The sequence below is a fragment of the Pseudomonas soli genome (assembly GCF_900110655.1).
Classification (GTDB): Bacteria; Pseudomonadota; Gammaproteobacteria; order Pseudomonadales; family Pseudomonadaceae; genus Aquipseudomonas; species Aquipseudomonas soli.
In genome coordinates this window covers 44,777-61,489 of the sequence record NZ_FOEQ01000009.1, presented here as the reverse complement: position 1 = coordinate 61,489, position 16,713 = coordinate 44,777, and the positions used below count along the sequence as shown (strand labels likewise).

At 61.7% G+C, this 16,713-nt stretch carries 24 protein-coding genes; 20 read left to right on the top strand and 4 right to left on the bottom strand.

Annotated elements, in window-relative coordinates:
* Nucleotides 1-38 precede the first annotated feature (38 nt).
* The 9 genes from BMY03_RS18870 (at nucleotide 39) to BMY03_RS18835 (ending at nucleotide 5,342) form a co-directional block, all read left to right on the top strand.
* Nucleotides 39-482: a hypothetical protein gene (locus tag BMY03_RS18870; protein WP_094011919.1), complete on the top strand. Its 444-nt coding sequence runs from the start codon at nucleotides 39-41 to the stop codon at nucleotides 480-482.
* A gap of 175 nt (nucleotides 483-657) precedes the next feature.
* The gene (locus BMY03_RS18865) at nucleotides 658-888 is read left to right on the top strand and encodes a hypothetical protein (RefSeq protein WP_094011918.1); all 231 of its coding nucleotides are present in this window, start codon (nucleotides 658-660) and stop codon (nucleotides 886-888) included.
* Nucleotides 885-1,055, top strand: a complete 171-nt coding sequence (locus BMY03_RS26405) for a hypothetical protein (RefSeq protein ID WP_177182931.1) — start codon at nucleotides 885-887, stop codon at nucleotides 1,053-1,055. Before BMY03_RS18865 ends, BMY03_RS26405 begins: the two co-directional genes overlap by 4 nt.
* A 289-nt stretch (nucleotides 1,056-1,344) precedes the next feature.
* Nucleotides 1,345-2,469, top strand: a complete 1,125-nt coding sequence (locus BMY03_RS18860; protein ID WP_094011917.1) for a hypothetical protein — start codon at nucleotides 1,345-1,347, stop codon at nucleotides 2,467-2,469.
* A gap of 8 nt (nucleotides 2,470-2,477) precedes the next feature.
* Nucleotides 2,478-3,293, top strand: a complete 816-nt coding sequence (locus tag BMY03_RS18855; RefSeq protein WP_236661030.1) for an ERF family protein — start codon at nucleotides 2,478-2,480, stop codon at nucleotides 3,291-3,293.
* Nucleotides 3,290-4,057 carry a lambda exonuclease family protein gene (locus BMY03_RS18850; protein ID WP_094011916.1) on the top strand — a complete coding sequence of 256 codons (768 nt, stop codon included), beginning with the start codon at nucleotides 3,290-3,292 and terminating at the stop codon, nucleotides 4,055-4,057. The genes BMY03_RS18855 and BMY03_RS18850 overlap by 4 nt, the downstream gene beginning before the upstream one ends.
* Nucleotides 4,054-4,566 (top strand): hypothetical protein, encoded by a 513-nt coding sequence (locus BMY03_RS18845; RefSeq protein WP_094011915.1) that lies wholly within the window; start codon nucleotides 4,054-4,056, stop codon nucleotides 4,564-4,566. The genes BMY03_RS18850 and BMY03_RS18845 overlap by 4 nt, the downstream gene beginning before the upstream one ends.
* Before the next feature lie 3 nt (nucleotides 4,567-4,569).
* Nucleotides 4,570-4,764, top strand: coding sequence for a hypothetical protein (locus BMY03_RS18840; RefSeq protein ID WP_094011914.1), 195 nt, complete (start codon nucleotides 4,570-4,572; stop codon nucleotides 4,762-4,764).
* 41 nt (nucleotides 4,765-4,805) lie between these two features.
* Nucleotides 4,806-5,342, top strand: coding sequence for a hypothetical protein (locus BMY03_RS18835; RefSeq protein WP_094011913.1), 537 nt, complete (start codon nucleotides 4,806-4,808; stop codon nucleotides 5,340-5,342).
* On the opposite strand, the gene BMY03_RS18830 is transcribed toward BMY03_RS18835, so the two are convergent.
* On the bottom strand, nucleotides 5,302-5,622 hold the full coding sequence (locus BMY03_RS18830) for a hypothetical protein (RefSeq protein ID WP_094011912.1): 321 nt from the start codon (nucleotides 5,620-5,622) through the stop codon (nucleotides 5,302-5,304). The genes BMY03_RS18835 and BMY03_RS18830 overlap by 41 nt on opposite strands.
* A gap of 110 nt (nucleotides 5,623-5,732) precedes the next feature.
* On the opposite strand from BMY03_RS18830, the gene BMY03_RS18825 reads away from it, so the two are divergent.
* Nucleotides 5,733-6,278 carry a phiTE_072 family protein gene (locus BMY03_RS18825; protein WP_094011911.1) on the top strand — a complete coding sequence of 182 codons (546 nt, stop codon included), beginning with the start codon at nucleotides 5,733-5,735 and terminating at the stop codon, nucleotides 6,276-6,278.
* A 338-nt stretch (nucleotides 6,279-6,616) separates the two neighbouring features.
* Nucleotides 6,617-7,462: a DNA adenine methylase gene (locus BMY03_RS18815; RefSeq protein ID WP_094011910.1), complete on the top strand. Its 846-nt coding sequence runs from the start codon at nucleotides 6,617-6,619 to the stop codon at nucleotides 7,460-7,462.
* Between the two features lie 20 nt (nucleotides 7,463-7,482).
* Here the strand turns inward: BMY03_RS18815 and BMY03_RS18810 are convergent, their stop codons facing one another.
* Nucleotides 7,483-8,493 carry a ParA family protein gene (locus tag BMY03_RS18810; protein WP_061305642.1) on the bottom strand — a complete coding sequence of 337 codons (1,011 nt, stop codon included), beginning with the start codon at nucleotides 8,491-8,493 and terminating at the stop codon, nucleotides 7,483-7,485.
* Between the two features lie 204 nt (nucleotides 8,494-8,697).
* Between BMY03_RS18810 and BMY03_RS18805 the strand changes: the two genes are divergently transcribed.
* The 7 genes from BMY03_RS18805 (at nucleotide 8,698) to pbpG (ending at nucleotide 12,881) form a co-directional block, all read left to right on the top strand.
* The gene (locus tag BMY03_RS18805) at nucleotides 8,698-9,051 is read left to right on the top strand and encodes a hypothetical protein (protein WP_094012031.1); all 354 of its coding nucleotides are present in this window, start codon (nucleotides 8,698-8,700) and stop codon (nucleotides 9,049-9,051) included.
* Nucleotides 9,051-9,302 (top strand): hypothetical protein, encoded by a 252-nt coding sequence (locus tag BMY03_RS18800; RefSeq protein WP_094011909.1) that lies wholly within the window; start codon nucleotides 9,051-9,053, stop codon nucleotides 9,300-9,302. Before BMY03_RS18805 ends, BMY03_RS18800 begins: the two co-directional genes overlap by 1 nt.
* A gap of 14 nt (nucleotides 9,303-9,316) precedes the next feature.
* A complete protein-coding gene (locus BMY03_RS18795; protein WP_143067564.1) occupies nucleotides 9,317-9,568 on the top strand; it encodes a phiTE_015 family protein in 252 nt (83 codons plus the stop codon).
* 610 nt (nucleotides 9,569-10,178) lie between these two features.
* Entirely contained in the window at nucleotides 10,179-10,412 is a 234-nt protein-coding gene (locus tag BMY03_RS18785; RefSeq protein ID WP_094011906.1) for a hypothetical protein, read from the top strand.
* Nucleotides 10,413-10,449: 37 nt separating this feature from the next.
* Complete coding sequence (locus BMY03_RS26675) at nucleotides 10,450-10,794, top strand: hypothetical protein (RefSeq protein ID WP_244891337.1); 345 nt, start codon at nucleotides 10,450-10,452, stop codon at nucleotides 10,792-10,794.
* Nucleotides 10,677-11,828, top strand: coding sequence for a tyrosine-type recombinase/integrase (locus BMY03_RS18780; protein WP_244891342.1), 1,152 nt, complete (start codon nucleotides 10,677-10,679; stop codon nucleotides 11,826-11,828). Before BMY03_RS26675 ends, BMY03_RS18780 begins: the two co-directional genes overlap by 118 nt.
* A gap of 129 nt (nucleotides 11,829-11,957) precedes the next feature.
* Nucleotides 11,958-12,881, top strand: a complete 924-nt coding sequence (pbpG, locus tag BMY03_RS18775) for a D-alanyl-D-alanine endopeptidase (protein WP_046857753.1) — start codon at nucleotides 11,958-11,960, stop codon at nucleotides 12,879-12,881.
* A 51-nt stretch (nucleotides 12,882-12,932) separates the two neighbouring features.
* Here pbpG and BMY03_RS18770 read toward each other — a convergent pair whose 3' ends face one another.
* On the bottom strand, nucleotides 12,933-13,355 hold the full coding sequence (locus BMY03_RS18770; protein ID WP_094011903.1) for a hypothetical protein: 423 nt from the start codon (nucleotides 13,353-13,355) through the stop codon (nucleotides 12,933-12,935).
* Nucleotides 13,356-13,536: 181 nt separating this feature from the next.
* Here BMY03_RS18770 and pvdM point away from each other — a divergent pair, with 181 nt between their 5' ends.
* Complete coding sequence (gene pvdM / locus BMY03_RS18765) at nucleotides 13,537-14,910, top strand: pyoverdine-tailoring dipeptidase-like protein PvdM (RefSeq protein ID WP_046855255.1); 1,374 nt, start codon at nucleotides 13,537-13,539, stop codon at nucleotides 14,908-14,910.
* Nucleotides 14,903-16,183 (top strand): pyoverdine-tailoring periplasmic protein PvdN, encoded by a 1,281-nt coding sequence (pvdN, locus tag BMY03_RS18760; RefSeq protein ID WP_094011902.1) that lies wholly within the window; start codon nucleotides 14,903-14,905, stop codon nucleotides 16,181-16,183. The genes pvdM and pvdN overlap by 8 nt, the downstream gene beginning before the upstream one ends.
* A 137-nt stretch (nucleotides 16,184-16,320) precedes the next feature.
* Here pvdN and BMY03_RS18755 read toward each other — a convergent pair whose 3' ends face one another.
* A complete protein-coding gene (locus BMY03_RS18755) occupies nucleotides 16,321-16,698 on the bottom strand; it encodes a response regulator (protein WP_023629509.1) in 378 nt (125 codons plus the stop codon).
* Between the last annotated feature and the right edge of the window lie 15 nt (nucleotides 16,699-16,713).

Below are 16,713 nucleotides of genomic sequence, written 5' to 3'. Positions count from 1 at the left end.
GCTCCTGGCCAATGCGGTTGCCACGCGAGCAAACGAACATGAGCGAACTCGGATATTGCGAGGGCGATACCTGCGGCCGTGACGGCTGCGCAGGCGTCATCGAATCGCGCAAGGTGGTGAATTGCAGTTGCCACATATCACCACCTTGCGGCGCTTGCACCGCACCGCGCGGCTACTGCGAGGCGTGCGGCTGGGAGGAGTCGGAAGACCCATTGCCCGAGCCAGAGCCAATCAGCCAGAAGGAAAAGGACTTCTGGAAGGAACAGGCCGAAGAGTGGGAGCGCGCCAGAAATGCCCCGTTGGACAACACAAAGGTCAGCTGGCGATTCGTGCCACACACCAACGCCTCAATGATCAAGGAAGGCGTCTACCCGGAACACTTGACCCGCGCAGAGGTTGAACGCGAGGTTCGCGGAACGTTCGGCGGCCGCTTCGAGCAATTCGGCAATGGCCGCTTCAAGTACATCGCATACACCGACTGACCCACCACCTGGAGGCGACCATGGCCTACCCGTACCTAGGCGATCACAGGCTGGAACCGGACGACGACTCGTTCGAATGCCCCTGGTGCGGGGCTCAGCCATGCAACCAATTCGCCCTGATGCAACACCTGAAGCGCTGCCCGGTGAAGGCTGCGCAAGATGATTCGGAGGCAGCATGAACAAGAAAACCAGGAAAGACGTTGTCGACTTCATCGAATCGCGCTTCGAATGGGCGCGGGAGCGGTTCACGGATGTGCTTCGTGCCGAGCTCGACACTGCAATCGACCTTGCCGGCCTCGTTGGGGCGATCGACTTGAAGGAGCAGCGCTACTTCAAGGAGCGGCTGAACCGCTTCGTCATGGATGATCACCAGCAATGGCAGATCGCAAACGGGAGAGTCGCATGAGTACCGCACCGGTCAAATCCCTAATCGACGAACAGCTCGAGCAGATCGAGCGCAGCCTGGCGATCATCGGCGTGGGTCTGCCGCGCGAGTTACCGGTGCAGAAGCTGCCGCCAGAGGTAGTCGCGGCGCTCAAGGCCGGCCAGATCGCCGTGAGGCCTCGGCCATGACCCGCTACCAGCGCGCCCGGCGCCTGGTCATCTGGCGCGGCTCCTTCTCGATGCTCTTCGCCTGCACCTTCTTCATGCTCGCCAGCGCACTGGCCGGCAGCATCACTTCATGAACAACGCACCCGAGCCCGGCGGGCCCCACGGGGATAACCGTACCCATCTGGGAGCGTAAGCCGGCTAGAGCGCGCAACTATCACCGGCAGCCAGGGCGCCCAGCAGACACCCGCGGGCGTGACCTGGCATTTCCCCTATTCCAACTGACGGCGCCGGCTTGGCGCGAGGTGTACCAATGTCCGCAGAACAGAAACTGATCGCTATCGACGAGATCAGCGAGGCGAACGCCCCGGCCATCTACGTGGCCGGCGGCCTGCAGCAATTCATTGACCTGGTGAAGGGCGAGGTCGAGGGTGAGGTTCCAGACCTGATGACCCGCAAGGGCCGCGAGCGTATCGCCAGCCTGGCCGCCAAGGTCAGCAAGTCGAAGACCGCGGTCGAAAAGCCCGGTCGCGACTACCTGCGCCGGCTCAAGGAAATGCCCAAGGTGGTCGAGGCCGAGCTGCGCGACTTCGTGACCAAGATGGACACCCTGCGGGATGAAACGCGCCGTCCGCTCACCGAGTGGGAAGCCGCCGAGGATGCGCGCATCGACCGCCACAACGACGCCATCAACCACATGAAGGACCTGGCCACCGAGCTGGGCGCCTTGGACGCCGAACAGCTTCAGGCACGCATCAACGAGCTCTCCGGTTTCCAGTTGGGCGAAGCGTGGGAGGAATTCGAGGCTGAGGCAGCTCGGACCAAAGAGGCTTCGCTGAATGCAGTGCAGGCAGCCCTGCTCGCCCGCCAGAAGTACGACGCCGAACAGGCCGAACTGGCGCGCCTGCGCCGAGCAGAAGAAGAACGCGCCGAGCAAGACCGAATCCGTGCAGCGCAGGAAGCTGCTGTCGAGGCCGAACGTCAGCGCGTGGCCCAGGAGCAGCAGGCCGAGCGTGAAGCCGCCGCCCGCCGCGAGCAGGAACTGATCGACCAGGCTGCCGCCCAAGAGCGCGAAGCCGAGAACCAGCGCCTCCAGCTCAAGTTGCAGGCCGAGCAAGCAGAGCGCGCCCGTGTGCAGGCCGAGGCCGACCGCGTCGCCACCGAACAGCGGATGGAGCAGGAGCGCCAGGCAGCAGCCCGCCGGCAGGAAGAAGCTGCCGAGCAGGCGCGCCAGGAAGAACGGCGCCGCGCCGATGCGGCAGCCGCAGAGATCGTACGCCAGCAGGTAGCTCGGGAGCGCGACGAGGCACACCGCCGCACTATCAACCGCGCCGCGCTGGACGCATTCATTGCCGGCGGCATGCCCGAGGCCTGCGCTAAGCAAGCGGTCACCCTGATCGCCCAGCGCAAGATCCCGAACATCGCCATTACCTACTGAGGTGCGACATGACCGCCACAGCTATCGCCGAGCGCCGCGAGTCTCGCCAAATCGCGGCGGCTGCGGCCACCCCTGAAGCCACCGCAATGCTGACCATGGTGCAGCGGGCTGCGACCGATCCATCGTTCGACGCCGAGAAGATGCAGACCATGATGGCGATGTATGAGCGGTACACCGATCGCTCTGCCGCGGCCGCATTCAATGCTGCAATGGTGCGCGCCCAGTCCGATATCGGGCCGGTGTTCCGCGACAAGTACAACAGCCAGACCAACAGTTCCTACGCGGCCCTGGAGTCGATCGACAAGAAGATCGCGCCAACCTACACCCTGCACGGCTTTTCGCTATCGTTCGGCACCGACGACAGCCCTCTGGCCGGGCACATCCGCACCGTCTGCGACTGCATGCATGAGGCCGGTCACACCAAGCGCTACCACGTAGACCTGCCAATCGACTCCACCGGCATCAAGGGCAGCGTCAACAAGACCGGCGTGCACGCCAACGGCTCCACCTACAGCTACGCCCGGCGCTACCTGACGATGATGATCTTCAACGTCGTGCTGACGAACGAAGACAACGACGGGAACGGCGGCGGTGAGCAACCCCAAAGCATCGGGGAGCTTATGAATGAGTGGATACCTAAGGCCTATGCCGCTGACTCCAAAGACTCGCTCACGGCGGTCTGGCAGGCAGGCGTCAAGTTCGCCCAAGACCTGAAGGCCACTGACAAGAAAACGGCCGACGAGCTCTACGAGGCCTTGAAGGTAGCGGTTAGCGCTCGCGGCTCGCAGCTCAGCGCAGCCCCACAATCAGGAGCAAGCCAATGATCATCGTCAATTGCACTCAGGGCTCACCCGAGTGGCTGCAGGCCCGCGCTGGCGTGATCACCGCCAGCATGTTCAGCACCGCCCGCTCAAAGGTGAACGGGCTCACCGCCCAGCAGCGCACCTACGTCGACGCAATATTGGACGGCCGCAGCGAGGCCAAGGCGCGCGAACTGGCCGGCTACAAGGCCGCACCAAAGGCCGAGGTTGTGCAGCGAGCCCTGGATGGCGAGAAAGTCGGCGAGCCGTCCAATGCCGCCCTCACCTACGCCTTCGAGCTGGCAGTCGAGCGCATCGGCGGCGCCCCGCTCGATGGCGGGTTCGAGACCTGGCAGATGCGCCGCGGCCACGAACTGGAGCCGGAAGCCCGGATGGAGCATGAGATCCAGACCGGACTACTGGTTACGCAGGTCGGTCTGGTCAAAACAGACGACGGCGTGTTCGGCGCAAGCGCGGACGGGTTCATCGGTGAAGAAGGAGGCAGCGAGTACAAGTGCTTCCTGGCGCCGGACAAGCTCCGCGCCTTCCACATCGACAATGACGCCAGTGATGTCATCGACCAGGTGCAAGGCTGCATGTGGATCACCGGCCGGAAGTGGTGGCACATCGGGATGTACTGCCCCCTGCTCAAGCCAGTTGGCCGCCAGCTCTGGTGGCGTGAGTTCAAGCGCGATGACGACTACATCGAACAGCTTGAGCAGGACCTCTGGGAATTCAAGCTGCTGGTCGACGGCTTCGAAAAACAGCTGAGGAGTAAGGCCGCATGACCCCATCAATCGACCTGGAGGCAGCGAAGGCTGCCTTCTTCGCATCTGGCGGTCAGCTCGTTGTGCTTGAGGGTTTCCAGTACGTGCCATTCCGGCAGCGCAAGCACCCTGAACCAAAGCCAAAGCGGGCCAAGCCAGTCAGGCAAGAGCCCGGCGGCGAGCGCAAACACCGCGCCAAGGCCCGCGCCGCGCAGATTGCAGAACTCGCCAAGACCATGACCTGCGGTGAAGTGGCCAAGCTCCTGGGCGAAACCAAGACCGCTCTGTGGGGCGTAGCGGCGCGTGGAGGATTCAGGTTCTTCAGTCCGCCGAAGGCTGCCAGGCCAGTGAAAGTGAAGGCCGAGCCCAGTCAGGAGGACCGCGACCTGGCCGACAAGATCATTGCCCTGCGTGACGCCGGCAAGTCCAGATGCCGGACCATAGCCGAGCTGGGAATCGGCAACTGTCGGCTTGTGCGGATCCTCGACCTGTTCGATATCGACTTCCCCGTTCAACGGCGCCAGGAGTAGGCCATGAGCGAGCACGGCGATCACCCCAGCGTTTACTACCTTGGCCGGGAATGCCGCCGCAACGGTGGCGGCAAGCTGGCCAACCCATTCGCCTATCACACGTTCCACGGATCCTGGTTTCTGGCCGGCTGGAACGACATGGACCTTGAGATTGAGCAGAAAAATCCGAAGCGCGCTGCAAAGAACAAGGCGGCGTGACCAGTTCAACTTGCCGCCCAGCGGATTGAAGGAGGTGCCGTATGGCGATGTCCCAGCAGCAGCGCGACGAGAAACGCCGCGCCAAGGCCGAGCGCCTGCAGGAAGAAGACCTGCGCTTGAAGGTTCGACCAGGGACTAAACAGGCCCTGCTGGAGCTGATGGAGTGGGCCGGGATCGAAGAACAGGGCGAGGCGATGACGCTGATGATTCATCACATCGAAGCGCTCGGGCATCACGCGCTGTTTCGGATCGCGCGCCACGAAATCGAAGCTCACCGTTATGTGGCGCGGACTGAGCCGCTGCGGCTGACAGCCAGGAAACGAACCGGCCAGCACCTGCGCGCCATTTGCGGCTGGGCTGACGCCACCTACAGCCAGATGATCGAGGCACTGATCCATGGAATTCATGCACTGGGCAGCCTGCACGCGGCGAAGTTTCTCACCCCGCCACGGCATCAGATCAGCATATCGCCACGCCTGGCCCTGGCCTTCGACCGGAAGAGCATGCTGATGATTCAGCAGGATCCTGGGGATGAAGTCATTCCTCCAGATCAGCGTAGATCGGCGCTCCATGGTTGATAACGCCAAACCATTCAAACTGCCCAATCGTCGCCAAAGCAGTATTTCTGATTTCCATGGCGACTCCATCGAACTCTTCCACTGAAGGGCACAACTCAAACGTGCAGCAGCAACTATTGGAGTCATAAAACAGACTGGTTACACGGTTCTGCAGTCCCTTTTTTGCTATGGCAACACAGAAGTTGAGCATTTCAGCAAGCTCTGTGGCTTTCCCATGCCTGGTGTCGATCAGGATCCCGAAGGCCTTCAGCGAGTCGACGGAAACTTCGCCAGCGTACATTGCATCTCCTTACCCGACCCCATGCCGGTCACCCGTAATACCCCATCCCACCCCAAATTGCCACCATGCCGCCACCAGCACGGAGGGCGGCGCATGCATGGAGTACCGAAATGCAAGTCGAGACCTCGACAGTCACCAAGCTTCTGATCACTGAGGTGCCGAACCTCGACCGGATCAGCGTGTACCTCGAAGACCTGGCGCCCTGCAAAGGCAAGATCACCGTCAGCTGCTACGACAAGACCTGGCACGCCTACTGGGGCGGCATGTGGGATGGCCTGAATGTGGCCCAGTTCTTCTGCAAGCTGCACGATGCCTACATCATCGGCTACTTCGACCGGCAGCTGAGTTCTCGCCGTTTCAGCGGTGAGGCCCTGGCCGACAAGGCGCGGAAGGTGATCTTGCAAATGCGGCGTGACCGGGACCTGGACGCAGAAGACGCCCGGAGCCTGCTCGACGAGACCGGGGATGTTCGCCACACCAGCTCGCTTGATGAGTGCGGCGGCGCCCACCGCGAGTTCATGCACCGCGTGTTCGGTGACGACTGGTGGAACCTGCCGGCCGACGCCATGGAGCCCAACCCGGACTGGGCCTACCTCTGCCGCATCATCGCGACAGTGCAGCAGGCCCTGGCCAAGCAGTACCCGATCGCCGCATGACCCTCCGGCGCTGCTCGCCAGCGTCTCACTGCTTTCCTCCAAGCACGGGTGGCAAGGCCGTGCAGAACCAGTAGATCCCAGTTCCAAGCACCAAACTCCACCGGCTCTCCGGATTGTGGAACATACCGACAACCCCAAGCGCGATCAGGGTCACGCCAGCCCACCGCCTGCGCTTCGGGTTGAACCATAGCTGGAACGCCCGAAGCCTCTCACGCAAACGCATCACCACTCTCCCTGTTTGGTAAGCGGCGAAGCATACCAGCGCTGCCCGCCAGCGCCTTCCCCTGTTCAACGATAACGCCGGCCCGGCGAGGGCGGCGCCAGCAATGGAGTGTTCCATGACCATCTCAGCGCCGGTAATCCGGTACCACGGGTCCAAGTTCCGGCTGGCGTCGTGGGTCACCCAATACTTCCCTCGGCACACATGCTACGTCGAACCCTTCGGCGGCGCCGCCGGCGTTCTGATGCAGAAGCCCCGTTCCTACGCCGAGGTCTACAACGACCTGGACGGCGACATTGTGAACTTGTTCCGCGTGCTGCAGGACCCGCAGTCACGGGCAGCGCTGTTCGAGGCGGTGGTACTGACGCCATATGCCCGGCAGGAATTCGAAAGAGCCTGGGAGCCTGCTGAAGAACCTGTCGAACGTGCTCGACGGACCATCATCAGGGCGCAGATGGGCTTCGGTTCCGCCGGTGCCACCAAGGGCATAACCGGATTCCGAATCGACACAAAGCGTGAATACGGAACAGCCCAGTCGCTCTGGCTCGAGTATCCAGAATCGATCGCCACGATCGGGCAGTGCCTAACCGGCGTCCTGATCGAGAACCGGCCCGCGGTCGAGGTCATGCAGGCACACGACGCCAGGACAACCTTGCACTACGTGGACCCTCCGTATATGCACGAGACCAGATACAAGAACGCACAGAGCGGCCGCTACTACCGGCACGAAATGGACGACGCCCAACACGCCGAACTGCTCCGATCGTTGCTCGAGCTAGAAGGAATGGTCGCGCTGTCTGGCTACCCAAGCGAGCTCTATGACGACACCTTGACCGGCTGGACCAGGCACACCACCTCAGCCCGGATATCCGCGGGGCGGGGCACAGCCTGCCGCACCGAATGCCTCTGGCTCAACCCCGCATGCCAACGATCGAGCAGCCAATTCAGCTTGTTTTCCAACTGATGCTGAATATTACCAGGTCATCAATCAAGAACTTGGAGGAGAGTCTCCACCATCGGCTCGAAGTACTGAGTCGAATTTCTCGCACGGGAGATATGAGCGCCAGTCAAACCGTCTCGGCCATTACAGTCAAAAATAGGTTTCTTGGCTTCTTGCGAATAGGGCACTAAGCTGTGAAGATTAGGAATGCCTCCCAAATCAAATCTACCATCTCCCCAGCGGAAGACTTGGCGAAGCGGGTCTAACCTCGCGACAATATTTCGTTGAACAGCCTCCTCAATCTGCTCACCAAAAATATTCCAGCCTCTAGTCATCCCAGCCTCATTATCGCGAACGTTATGTTGCTGCTTAACATATCCCAAGAAGCATGGTTTTCCCTCTGGCAGCTCAAAGTCAATGTAATCCTTATAGCCGTTGCATTGATCCCACCCAGCACGCCAAGTATTGAGTTTACTCCCTAAATTCTCAGTCCCTCGAATGGAGAAAAGATCGGGTGAAACGGGCGTAATGAAGTAGTTGCTGGCCGCCAGAACCGCTCTGTTAAGGGAGCCGAGGTTCGGGCCGAGATCCAGCAACACAACATCTGCCCCCACCGAGTCAGCGCACCAAAGGATGTATCGATAAATCGCGGACTGTACGCGCAGAGACATTTGATCGCCACCGCGGGCGGCACTCCACGTGTCCCCCAAGCGATCCTCGTAAGAGCTGAGCATTACATCCCCAGGAACCAAATAAAGATTCTCATAGGCGCCGAATGCATGCTCTTTATAAAGGCGGGTAGGCCGGCGCTCTCTGATGTCACCCAAACCAACCGAAACTCGCTCAATCGCATTCCAAATGCTGTTACCACGCTCTGAGCGCCAGCTTCTTTCGAGCTCAGCATCTGAAAGGCAGTATGACGAAAGGTTACATTGACTATCCAGATCAACTAGTAGAACTGTCTGACCGGCACGCTCTAGCAAATGGGCAATATGGTAGATGTACGTTGTTTTTCCGACACCACCTTTGTTATTGAAGATACTAATAATCTGCATTTCGCCCATTCCGTAGGTAAGGCCGCACCGGCTCATAAAGGGGCTAAAGGATATCCCACCCCCAGAAAAACTCAAATCAGGCTTTGAGCCTTACCCATAAGTCAAGAGCACATTTGTACTCCACCCAGCTGTAACCCCTCTCCCCTCTATTCACTGCCGCGATATGGCGGCCAAGGAAGCGCTATGCCCAAGAAAAGGGTGGCCATGAAAGCCCGCATCGAAAAGAAGCTCAGCAAGCGCCTAGTCGAGCTGCTTCCATCGGTCTATCGCAAGGCCTGGCGCGATCAGGATCCGACTGAACTGGCGTACGACCAAGGCTCCAGTGTGCGACACGTTCTAAGCGTTGGTGGCGGCGTGGACTACTGGGGCGAAGGCCAGGACGCGTACACCGTCTGGGAGGATTGGCAGATGAACTGGTGCTGGCACGGGCCGTTCGAGGCCTACCCGAACGGACATCGCTTTCAGGGATACCCAAACATTGAAGGGTTCCGCCCAACCACCATCAACCTGCTGAAGCTGGCTGCCCAATGCGAGCGGACCAGTAAGGAGTGGCCATGATGACCCGCCTCGCCCTCTGCCTCCTGCTGATGGCCACCGGCGCCAGCGCAGACGAGCGCTACATCGACGTGCAGCACGACGCCCGCCGCGGCGTCACCTGCTACATCCTCAATGAGTCGTCGATCAGCTGCATCCCCGACAGCCAGCTGCAGGCCGGCAACGAGCGCCAGCTCTCCCCGCACGAAACCCAACCAGAACCTACACCTGCTGCCGCGCCGGCGGCATGGAATGATGAGAGGTATCAGCTGTGACGAAAGCAGAAAAGATGCGCGAGCAGTTCGAGGCTCAATTTGTCGAGGAGTACGTCAGGGTTCTGGGGAAGGGTTCGCGAGAGATCGCAGCTCATACTCTGGCTGCCAATCCGCCGTTGGTGAGCATGTGCTGGTGGGCCTGGCAAGCCTCCCGAGAGGCTGTGGTGGTGGAGCTGCCGGCCCCGGCTGTGCCAGGCGGCAACTGCATCCGCGATCACGCGATTCGAGAAGCCATCGAGGCCCAGGGCCTGAAGGTGGCTCCATGACCTGCACCTGCCCATCCGGCGACGGCTCACTGCGCTGGCCGTGCCCGGTTCATCCACCGAAGGAGGAACGCAAATGATCGCCCTCGCCTATATGGCCTACCTGATCTGGAAGGCGCCGCGATGAGGAAGGTGACCCGCACAGTTGCCGATCCCTCTACCGAGTGGGGCTTCCGCATAGTCCCGGCAACCTACGAGGAGGCCGAGAAGATCACCGGGTTCCGTCTGGACCGCCGCCAAAACTACTCCATCAACAGGGAGGGCGAGGTCGAGGTGCTTGGAGTGTGCTCGATGGAATGCTCAGGCTGCAGCTGCGACTGCTCGAGCTGCAGCTATGGCTACAACGCCCACCCGCCGGCCGGCTGCCGAGAATGCGGATACACCGGCCGTGTCCGGATGCATTTCGGCTATCCACCGTCACCTCCCAAGCGTAAACAAGCCGCCTAACCCTCCCCCAACTACTCAGGCCCGCCAACAACGGGCATGGAGAGCTATTGCCATGACGAAACACAATCACACGCCAGGCCCCTGGCACATTGAAGGGGTCGTCCAAAACACCGGCTCGATATCGATCTGCGCAGGTCGGTTCGGAATTGCAGATGTAACGAATGCAGTGAGCGCAGGCAATCTGGTGCTCGGCAACTCGCCACGGGCGCAAATGGCAAACGCCCAGCTGATCGCCGCGGCACCGCGCCTGCTGGACGACCTGGTCGACGCTGCCGCCCAACTGCGCAAGTACGAGACTCTGCACCGGGCCAAGGGCACCGCCAACAGCCTGGCCAAGGCCGAGGTCAACGCCGAGCTGGCCTCGCGATTCGAGCAGACCATCGCAGCGGCCACGACCTGACCACCAACCTGCCGCCACCGGCGGCGTGGAGACCAACATGCAAGACGAAGAACGCCAGCCGGTGGCCTATGTATCCGACAAGGTCCCGGAGGAAAAAATGGCCGAGCTGATCGGGACGACCAAGCGCGCCTTGGAAGGAAAGCGCAGCCGCGGCGTGATTCCTGAGGGGGTTTGGAAGAAGATCGACGGCCGGATTTTTTACAGCATCAGGAGATACGAAGCGTGGCTGGAAGGAAGCTGGGGCTACCCACTGGAGTCGAGTTCATCGGCAAGTCAATCCGGATCCGTTTTACTTGGAACGGTGAGCGTCGATCCGAAACGCTCGCATATCCCCAAACCGTCAAGGGGATCAAGGCGGCAGCCGATCTACGCGCTCAAGTAGTCAGCCTGGCCAGGCATGGCGTGCTGGACGAAAAAAGGTACGCCGAGCTGTTCCCAGCCTCAAGCTACACGGCGCCAGCCAACGAACTGATGTTCGGCGAATATGCGCAGAGCTGGCTGAACAGCCTGGAGGTGGTGCACGACACTCGAGTCAACTACAAGGGATTGATGAACAACTACTGGATGCCCCACCTGGCGACACTGCCGATCAAGGCGGTAACGCCAATGGTGCTGAGGGAGGTGGTCGCAAGGACCGAGTGGAAGAGCTCGACAGTCAAACGCGCTGCCATCGCCCGGGTCAAGGCAATGTTCCGCGCAGCGGTGTATGACGAGGTGGTAGACAGGAACCCTGCGGCATCGATCCAGCTTCCGCAGAAGATCAAGAAGCAGGTCGATCCATTCACCGTGGAAGAAGCGGAGGACTTGATCAAGTGGATGTACAAGAACTTTTCGCGGTGTAACCAGGTGTTCGCAGCCTTCTATGAGTTCGCCTTCTACACCGGGATGCGCACCGGTGAGATCATGGCACTGCGCTGGGACGAGATCGATTTCGATAAGAAGACGGCCCACGTATGCCGGATCGTCGTAGAGAACCAAGTGGTGGAGCGGACGAAGACCAAGTACACCAGAACGATCATGCTCAACAGCCGGGCCCTGGGAGCCCTCGAACGAGCAAGGCAGATCGCCGACGCCAGGAAGCGCAACGGCAGACGGGTCTCAGCAGAATCTCCATTCGTCTTCCAGCCGGCCGGAAGGTCGCCCCACATGAAAGGATCAAGCACGCCTGGCGGGCACTTCAACGAAGCGATCGAGGCAACCTCGATCAGAGCGAGGCCACAGTACAACTGCAGGCACACATATGCCACGATGTGCCTCATGTCAGGGATGAACCCAGCGTTCATTGCCGGGCAGCTTGGCCACTCCGTTCAGGTGCTGCTCACCACCTACGCCAAGTGGTTGAATTCAGCCAACGACTGGTCAGAACTTGCCAAGCTGGAATTGGCAGTAATTGGTACGGAATTGGTACAGGATTAAATTTCGTTCACGTTACGCCCTTTGGATATAAGGCATTCGACAGCCGTTCGGCCATACTCCAGAATGCAACGGTTTTTGGGGGAAACCCTTGCACAGCCAACGACATACCAACATTTAGTGAGCCTCAACGTGAAAACTTCCCTGTCCATCCTCAGCCTGCTGCTGTTGCTCACAGGAACCGCGACCCTACCGTCGACCGCTGCTGCACAACCCCCGGCCCAGGTCCAGCGTGACCCGAGCAAACTGCACCTGGCGTCCGGCAGCGCCCTGTTGATCGACCTCAACACCAACAAGGAGCTGTATTCCAGCCACGCCGATCGCGTGCGCCCCATCGCCTCGGTCACCAAGTTGATGACCGCGATGGTCGTGCTCGACGCCAAGCTGCCCATGGACGAGATGCTCACCATGACCATCGCCAACAACCCGGAGATGAAAGGCGTGTATTCCCGGGTGCGGCTGGGCAGCGAGCTTAACCGTCGCGAGACGTTGCTGATCACCCTGATGTCGTCGGAAAACCGTGCGGCCAACTCACTGGCCAACCACTACCCCGGTGGCTACGGCGCGTTCATCAAGGCGATGAACGCCAAGGCCCGCAGCCTGGGCATGAGCCACACCCGCTACGTCGAGCCGACCGGCCTGTCGACCTTGAACGTCTCCACCGCCCAGGACCTGGCCAAGCTGCTGATGGCCTCGCGCAAGTACCCGATGCTCAGCGAGTTGTCGGTCACCCGCGAAAAGACCGTGGCGTTCCGCAAGCCCAACTACACCCTGGGTTTCCGTAACACCGACCACCTGGTGAACAAGAGCAACTGGGACATCAAGCTGACCAAGACCGGCTTCACCAACGAAGCGGGGCATTGCCTGGTGCTGCTGACCAAAATGGACAACCGTCCAGTGGCCATGGTGATCCTCGACGCCTTCGGCAAGTACACCCACTTCGCCGACGCCAGCCGCATGCGCCAGTGGCTGGAAACCGGCAGCGCCAAGCCGGCGCCGGCAGTCGCCATGCAGTACAAGAGTGAAAGGCAGCGCGCGCGCCTGGCGCAGGACTGAAACGACAACGCCCCGCGCAAGCGGGGCGTTGTGGGCTGAAACCGGGCGTTTTCAGGCCTGGGTGGATACCATGCCACCGGCACTGTTGCCGCCGGTCTTGGTCAGTGCATCAAGCAGCTTCGCGGTCGCTGCCTGTATTTGCCCGCTCAAGGTGGCAATGCTCGACTGCTTGGCGAGAATCATCGTCGCTTTCGTGGTGTCGTCCATTTCCTGCGCGGCGATCTTCGCCAGCTGACGCTGTTCTTCGGCCATCTGCTTCTGCAATTGCCTGATCATCTCGCGCATTTGCTGAATGTACGACGGCTCGCCGCTACCCTCGTCATCCTCGGCCTTCTTTGCGCCGGCAGGCTTGCCTGGTTCGCTGGTGCCTTTGAGGTCTACCGCGACAGTAGCCGGCGACTTCTCGTCTTCTTTGGCCTGCCCTTTGACCAGTTGCGTGGCGATGCTGCTGCTGACGTTGTTGATGCCTACCATTCCTTAATCCTCCACGGTGGGTCCTTTCAATGACTGGGGTATCGGCACCACGCGTGCAAACTTGATTCTCGCCCACCGATAAATTTACCCGCCCGCCATTCGTCCACCTGATACCCGAGCCCTGCCCTAGCGCCCACCGCGCGGCCAGGCCGGAACCGATCAGCCCTGCAACGAGATGGCAATGACCAAGACCCGTTCCCGCAAAGCCTTGTACATCGGCCTGCCCCTGGCCCTGGTGGCCGCCCTGGGTGGAGCCGCCGGCTATTACTTCTGGAAACAGGACGGCGGCTACCCCCGTGCGATCGTGCAGCAGGCCAACGACCTGCATGAGCACATGCTCTCCTTCGACAGCCATGTCACCGTGCCGTTGGGCTACGGCAGCACCGGTTACGAAGCAGACAAGGACGGCCGTGGCCAGTTCGACCTGGCCAAGGCGGCCAAGGGCCGGCTGTCCGGCGCGGCGCTGACCGTCTTCGGCTGGCCGGAGCTGTGGAACGGCCCGAACGCGCCGCACCGCCCTACCCCTGGCTTCATCGACGAGGCCCGCAACCAGCAGGAAGTGCGCTACAAGATCATCAGCGGCATCGTGCGCGACTTCCCCAACCAGGTCGGCATCGCTTACACACCGGACGACTTCCGGCGCCTGAACGGCGAAGGCAAGTTCGCCATCTTCATCAGCATGCTCAACGCCTACCCACTGGGCAGCGACCTGTCGCAGCTCGATTTGTGGACCAAGCGCGGCATGCGCATGTTCGGCTTCAGCTACACCGGCAACAACGCCTGGGCCGATTCCTCGCGGCCACTGCCATTCTTCAACGACACCCCCGACGCCTTCGGCGGCCTGTCGCCACTGGGCGAGCAGGCGGTCAAGCGGCTCAACGACCTGGGCGTGATCATCGATGTCTCGCAGATGTCCACCCTGGCCCTGGAAGACGTCGCCCGCCTGAGCCGCGCGCCGTTCGTGGCCTCGCATTCGGCGCCACGGGCGCTGGTGGACATTCCGCGCAACCTGTCCGACAAAGAGATGCAACTGATCAAGGACAGCGGCGGCGTGCTTCAGGTGGTGGCCTTCACCACTTACCTCAAGCCCCTGAGCAAGCCGACCCTGGAGAAGCTCGAAGCCCTGCGCGCACGCTTCGACCTGCAACCGTTGCAAGGCCTGACCAACGCACTGATGCCGGGCGACCCGATCATCGCCATCTGGCCAGAGGCGCGCTTCGGCGAATACGCCAGCAGCCTGTATGCCATCGTCGACGAAGAGCCCCGCGCCGGCCTCAAGGAGTATGTCGACGCCATTGACTACGCGGTGAAGAAGATGGGCATCGACCATGTCGGCATCAGTTCCGACTTCAACGATGGCGGCGGCGTCACCGGTTTCATGAACGTCGGCGAGATCCGCAACGTGACCGCCGAACTGCTGACCCGCGGCTATTCCGAAACCGATATCGCCAAGCTCTGGGCAGGCAACTTCCTGCGCGTCTGGGGGCAGGTGCAGAAAGCCGCCAACCCCGTGGCCCAGCTCGCCAATACCGCCCAGGAAACCCGCCATGACTGATCGGCGCGCCTTCCTCAAGCAGGCCGCCGCCCTGGCGGCCAGCCTGCCGTTGCTGCCAAGCGCCCTGGCCGCCACCGCCACCCCGCCGTCATTGCAGGGCCCGGACAAATGGCGCCAGTTGCGCCAGCTGTTTCCCCTGGCGCCGGATGTCGCGCACTTCGCCAACTTCCTGATCACCGCCCACCCACGGCCGGTACAGGATGCGATCGACCGCCACCGCGCCACCCTCGACCACAACCCCGCGGTGTGCATGGACTGGGAGAGCCAGTACGAATGGCAGCGCGAGGATGAGGTCCGCGAGTGGGCTGGCCGTTATCTGGACGTGCGCCCCCGCCAGGTCGCCCTCACCGGCAGCACCACCGAGGGTCTGGGCATGATCTACGGCGGCCTGCACGTGGCGTCGCACCAGGAGATCCTGACCACCGAGCACGAGCACTACTCGACCCACAACTGCCTGGCCTTCCGTCTGCGCCAGCATGGCACCCAGGTGCGCAAGCTGCGCCTGTTCGACAAACCGGGCGACGTGTCCACCGACCGGGTGCTGAGCGTGATCGACCGCAGCATTCGCCCTGAAACCCGTGTGCTGGGCATGACCTGGGTACACTCGGGCAGCGGCGTCAAGCTGCCGGTGGGCGCCATCGGCGAGCTGGTGCGCCAGCACAACCGCAACCGCGACGAGGCCGAACGGATTGTCTACGTGGTCGATGGCGTGCATGGCTTCGGCGTGGAAAACGCCCGCTTCGCCGACTTCAACTGCGACTACTTCATCGCTGGCACCCACAAGTGGATGTTCGGTCCACGCGGGACCGGGATCATCTGCTCGGCGTCCGAGCAGATGCAGTACCTGACACCGACCTTCGCCACCTTTTCACGCAACGAGGACTTCGGCACCATCATGACCCCGGGCGGGTACCACGCCTTCGAGCACCGCTGGGCGCTGGGCGAGGCCTTCAAGCTGCACCTGGAGCTGGGCAAGGCCGATGTCCAGGCACGTATCCACCAGCTCAACGACTACCTCAAGGCGCGCCTGGCTGAACACCGCGCCGTGGAGCTGGTGACGCCGGTCAGCCGCGAGTTCTCCGCAGGCTTCACCTTCTTCCGCATCAAGGATCGCGATCCCGATGCCGTGGCCGCCTACCTGAACGCCAACAAGGTCATGGTCGATGCCGTGGACCGCGACGCAGGGCCGGTGATCCGCTTTGCGCCGAGCCTGCTCAACGATGAACAGCAGGTTGACCGGGCCATGGCATTGCTGCGTACGCAGATCGGTTGAGGTAACGCCATCCATACCGGGGCTGCGGTGCAGCCCATTCGGCGGCGAGCCGGCTGCCACCCCGACCGCGCCGCCCTCAAGCCAAGCGCCGCCTCTGTGGGAGCTACGGTTCGCCGCAACGACTTGCCAGCGATGGCCTAGCGCAGCAACGCCTGGATCTGCTCGTGGAGGGTATCCAGGTCGAACGGCTTGGCCAAGATCGGCGCCTTGCGCGCGATCGGGCTACCCGACTCGAGAATCTCCGCCGGATAGCCGCTGATGAAGATCACTTTCAGGTCAGGCCGCAGTTTCACCGCAGGCTCTGCGATCTCCACCCCGGAAATCCCGCCCGGCAGGCGGAAATCGGTGACCATCAGGTCCAGGTGCGGCTTGCTGGCCAGGATCGCGAACGCCTGCTCGCCATCCTCGGCCACCAGCACGTGGTAGCCCTCGCCTGCCAGGTAATCACGCAGGATCATACGGATCGCCGGCTCGTCCTCGACCACCAGTACCACGTCTTGTGCATCTTCACTCATGACAACGCCTTCGAA

Bases quoted from the DNA above. Each gene is read 5' to 3' on its own strand.
- BMY03_RS18870 (WP_094011919.1), top strand. From the start codon at position 39: ATGAGCGAACTCGGATATTGCGAGGGCGATACCTGCGGCCGTGACGGC.
- BMY03_RS18865 (WP_094011918.1), top strand. From the start codon at position 658: ATGAACAAGAAAACCAGGAAAGACGTTGTCGACTTCATCGAATCGCGC.
- BMY03_RS26405 (WP_177182931.1), top strand. From the start codon at position 885: ATGAGTACCGCACCGGTCAAATCCCTAATCGACGAACAGCTCGAGCAG.
- BMY03_RS18860 (WP_094011917.1), top strand. From the start codon at position 1,345: ATGTCCGCAGAACAGAAACTGATCGCTATCGACGAGATCAGCGAGGCG.
- BMY03_RS18855 (WP_236661030.1), top strand. From the start codon at position 2,478: ATGACCGCCACAGCTATCGCCGAGCGCCGCGAGTCTCGCCAAATCGCG.
- BMY03_RS18850 (WP_094011916.1), top strand. From the start codon at position 3,290: ATGATCATCGTCAATTGCACTCAGGGCTCACCCGAGTGGCTGCAGGCC.
- BMY03_RS18845 (WP_094011915.1), top strand. From the start codon at position 4,054: ATGACCCCATCAATCGACCTGGAGGCAGCGAAGGCTGCCTTCTTCGCA.
- BMY03_RS18840 (WP_094011914.1), top strand. From the start codon at position 4,570: ATGAGCGAGCACGGCGATCACCCCAGCGTTTACTACCTTGGCCGGGAA.
- BMY03_RS18835 (WP_094011913.1), top strand. From the start codon at position 4,806: ATGGCGATGTCCCAGCAGCAGCGCGACGAGAAACGCCGCGCCAAGGCC.
- BMY03_RS18830 (WP_094011912.1), bottom strand. From the start codon at position 5,622: ATGTACGCTGGCGAAGTTTCCGTCGACTCGCTGAAGGCCTTCGGGATC.
- BMY03_RS18825 (WP_094011911.1), top strand. From the start codon at position 5,733: ATGCAAGTCGAGACCTCGACAGTCACCAAGCTTCTGATCACTGAGGTG.
- BMY03_RS18815 (WP_094011910.1), top strand. From the start codon at position 6,617: ATGACCATCTCAGCGCCGGTAATCCGGTACCACGGGTCCAAGTTCCGG.
- BMY03_RS18810 (WP_061305642.1), bottom strand. From the start codon at position 8,493: ATGCAGATTATTAGTATCTTCAATAACAAAGGTGGTGTCGGAAAAACA.
- BMY03_RS18805 (WP_094012031.1), top strand. From the start codon at position 8,698: ATGAAAGCCCGCATCGAAAAGAAGCTCAGCAAGCGCCTAGTCGAGCTG.
- BMY03_RS18800 (WP_094011909.1), top strand. From the start codon at position 9,051: ATGACCCGCCTCGCCCTCTGCCTCCTGCTGATGGCCACCGGCGCCAGC.
- BMY03_RS18795 (WP_143067564.1), top strand. From the start codon at position 9,317: ATGCGCGAGCAGTTCGAGGCTCAATTTGTCGAGGAGTACGTCAGGGTT.
- BMY03_RS26675 (WP_244891337.1), top strand. From the start codon at position 10,450: ATGCAAGACGAAGAACGCCAGCCGGTGGCCTATGTATCCGACAAGGTC.
- BMY03_RS18770 (WP_094011903.1), bottom strand. From the start codon at position 13,355: ATGGTAGGCATCAACAACGTCAGCAGCAGCATCGCCACGCAACTGGTC.
- pvdM (WP_046855255.1), top strand. From the start codon at position 13,537: ATGACCAAGACCCGTTCCCGCAAAGCCTTGTACATCGGCCTGCCCCTG.
- pvdN (WP_094011902.1), top strand. From the start codon at position 14,903: ATGACTGATCGGCGCGCCTTCCTCAAGCAGGCCGCCGCCCTGGCGGCC.
- BMY03_RS18755 (WP_023629509.1), bottom strand. From the start codon at position 16,698: ATGAGTGAAGATGCACAAGACGTGGTACTGGTGGTCGAGGACGAGCCG.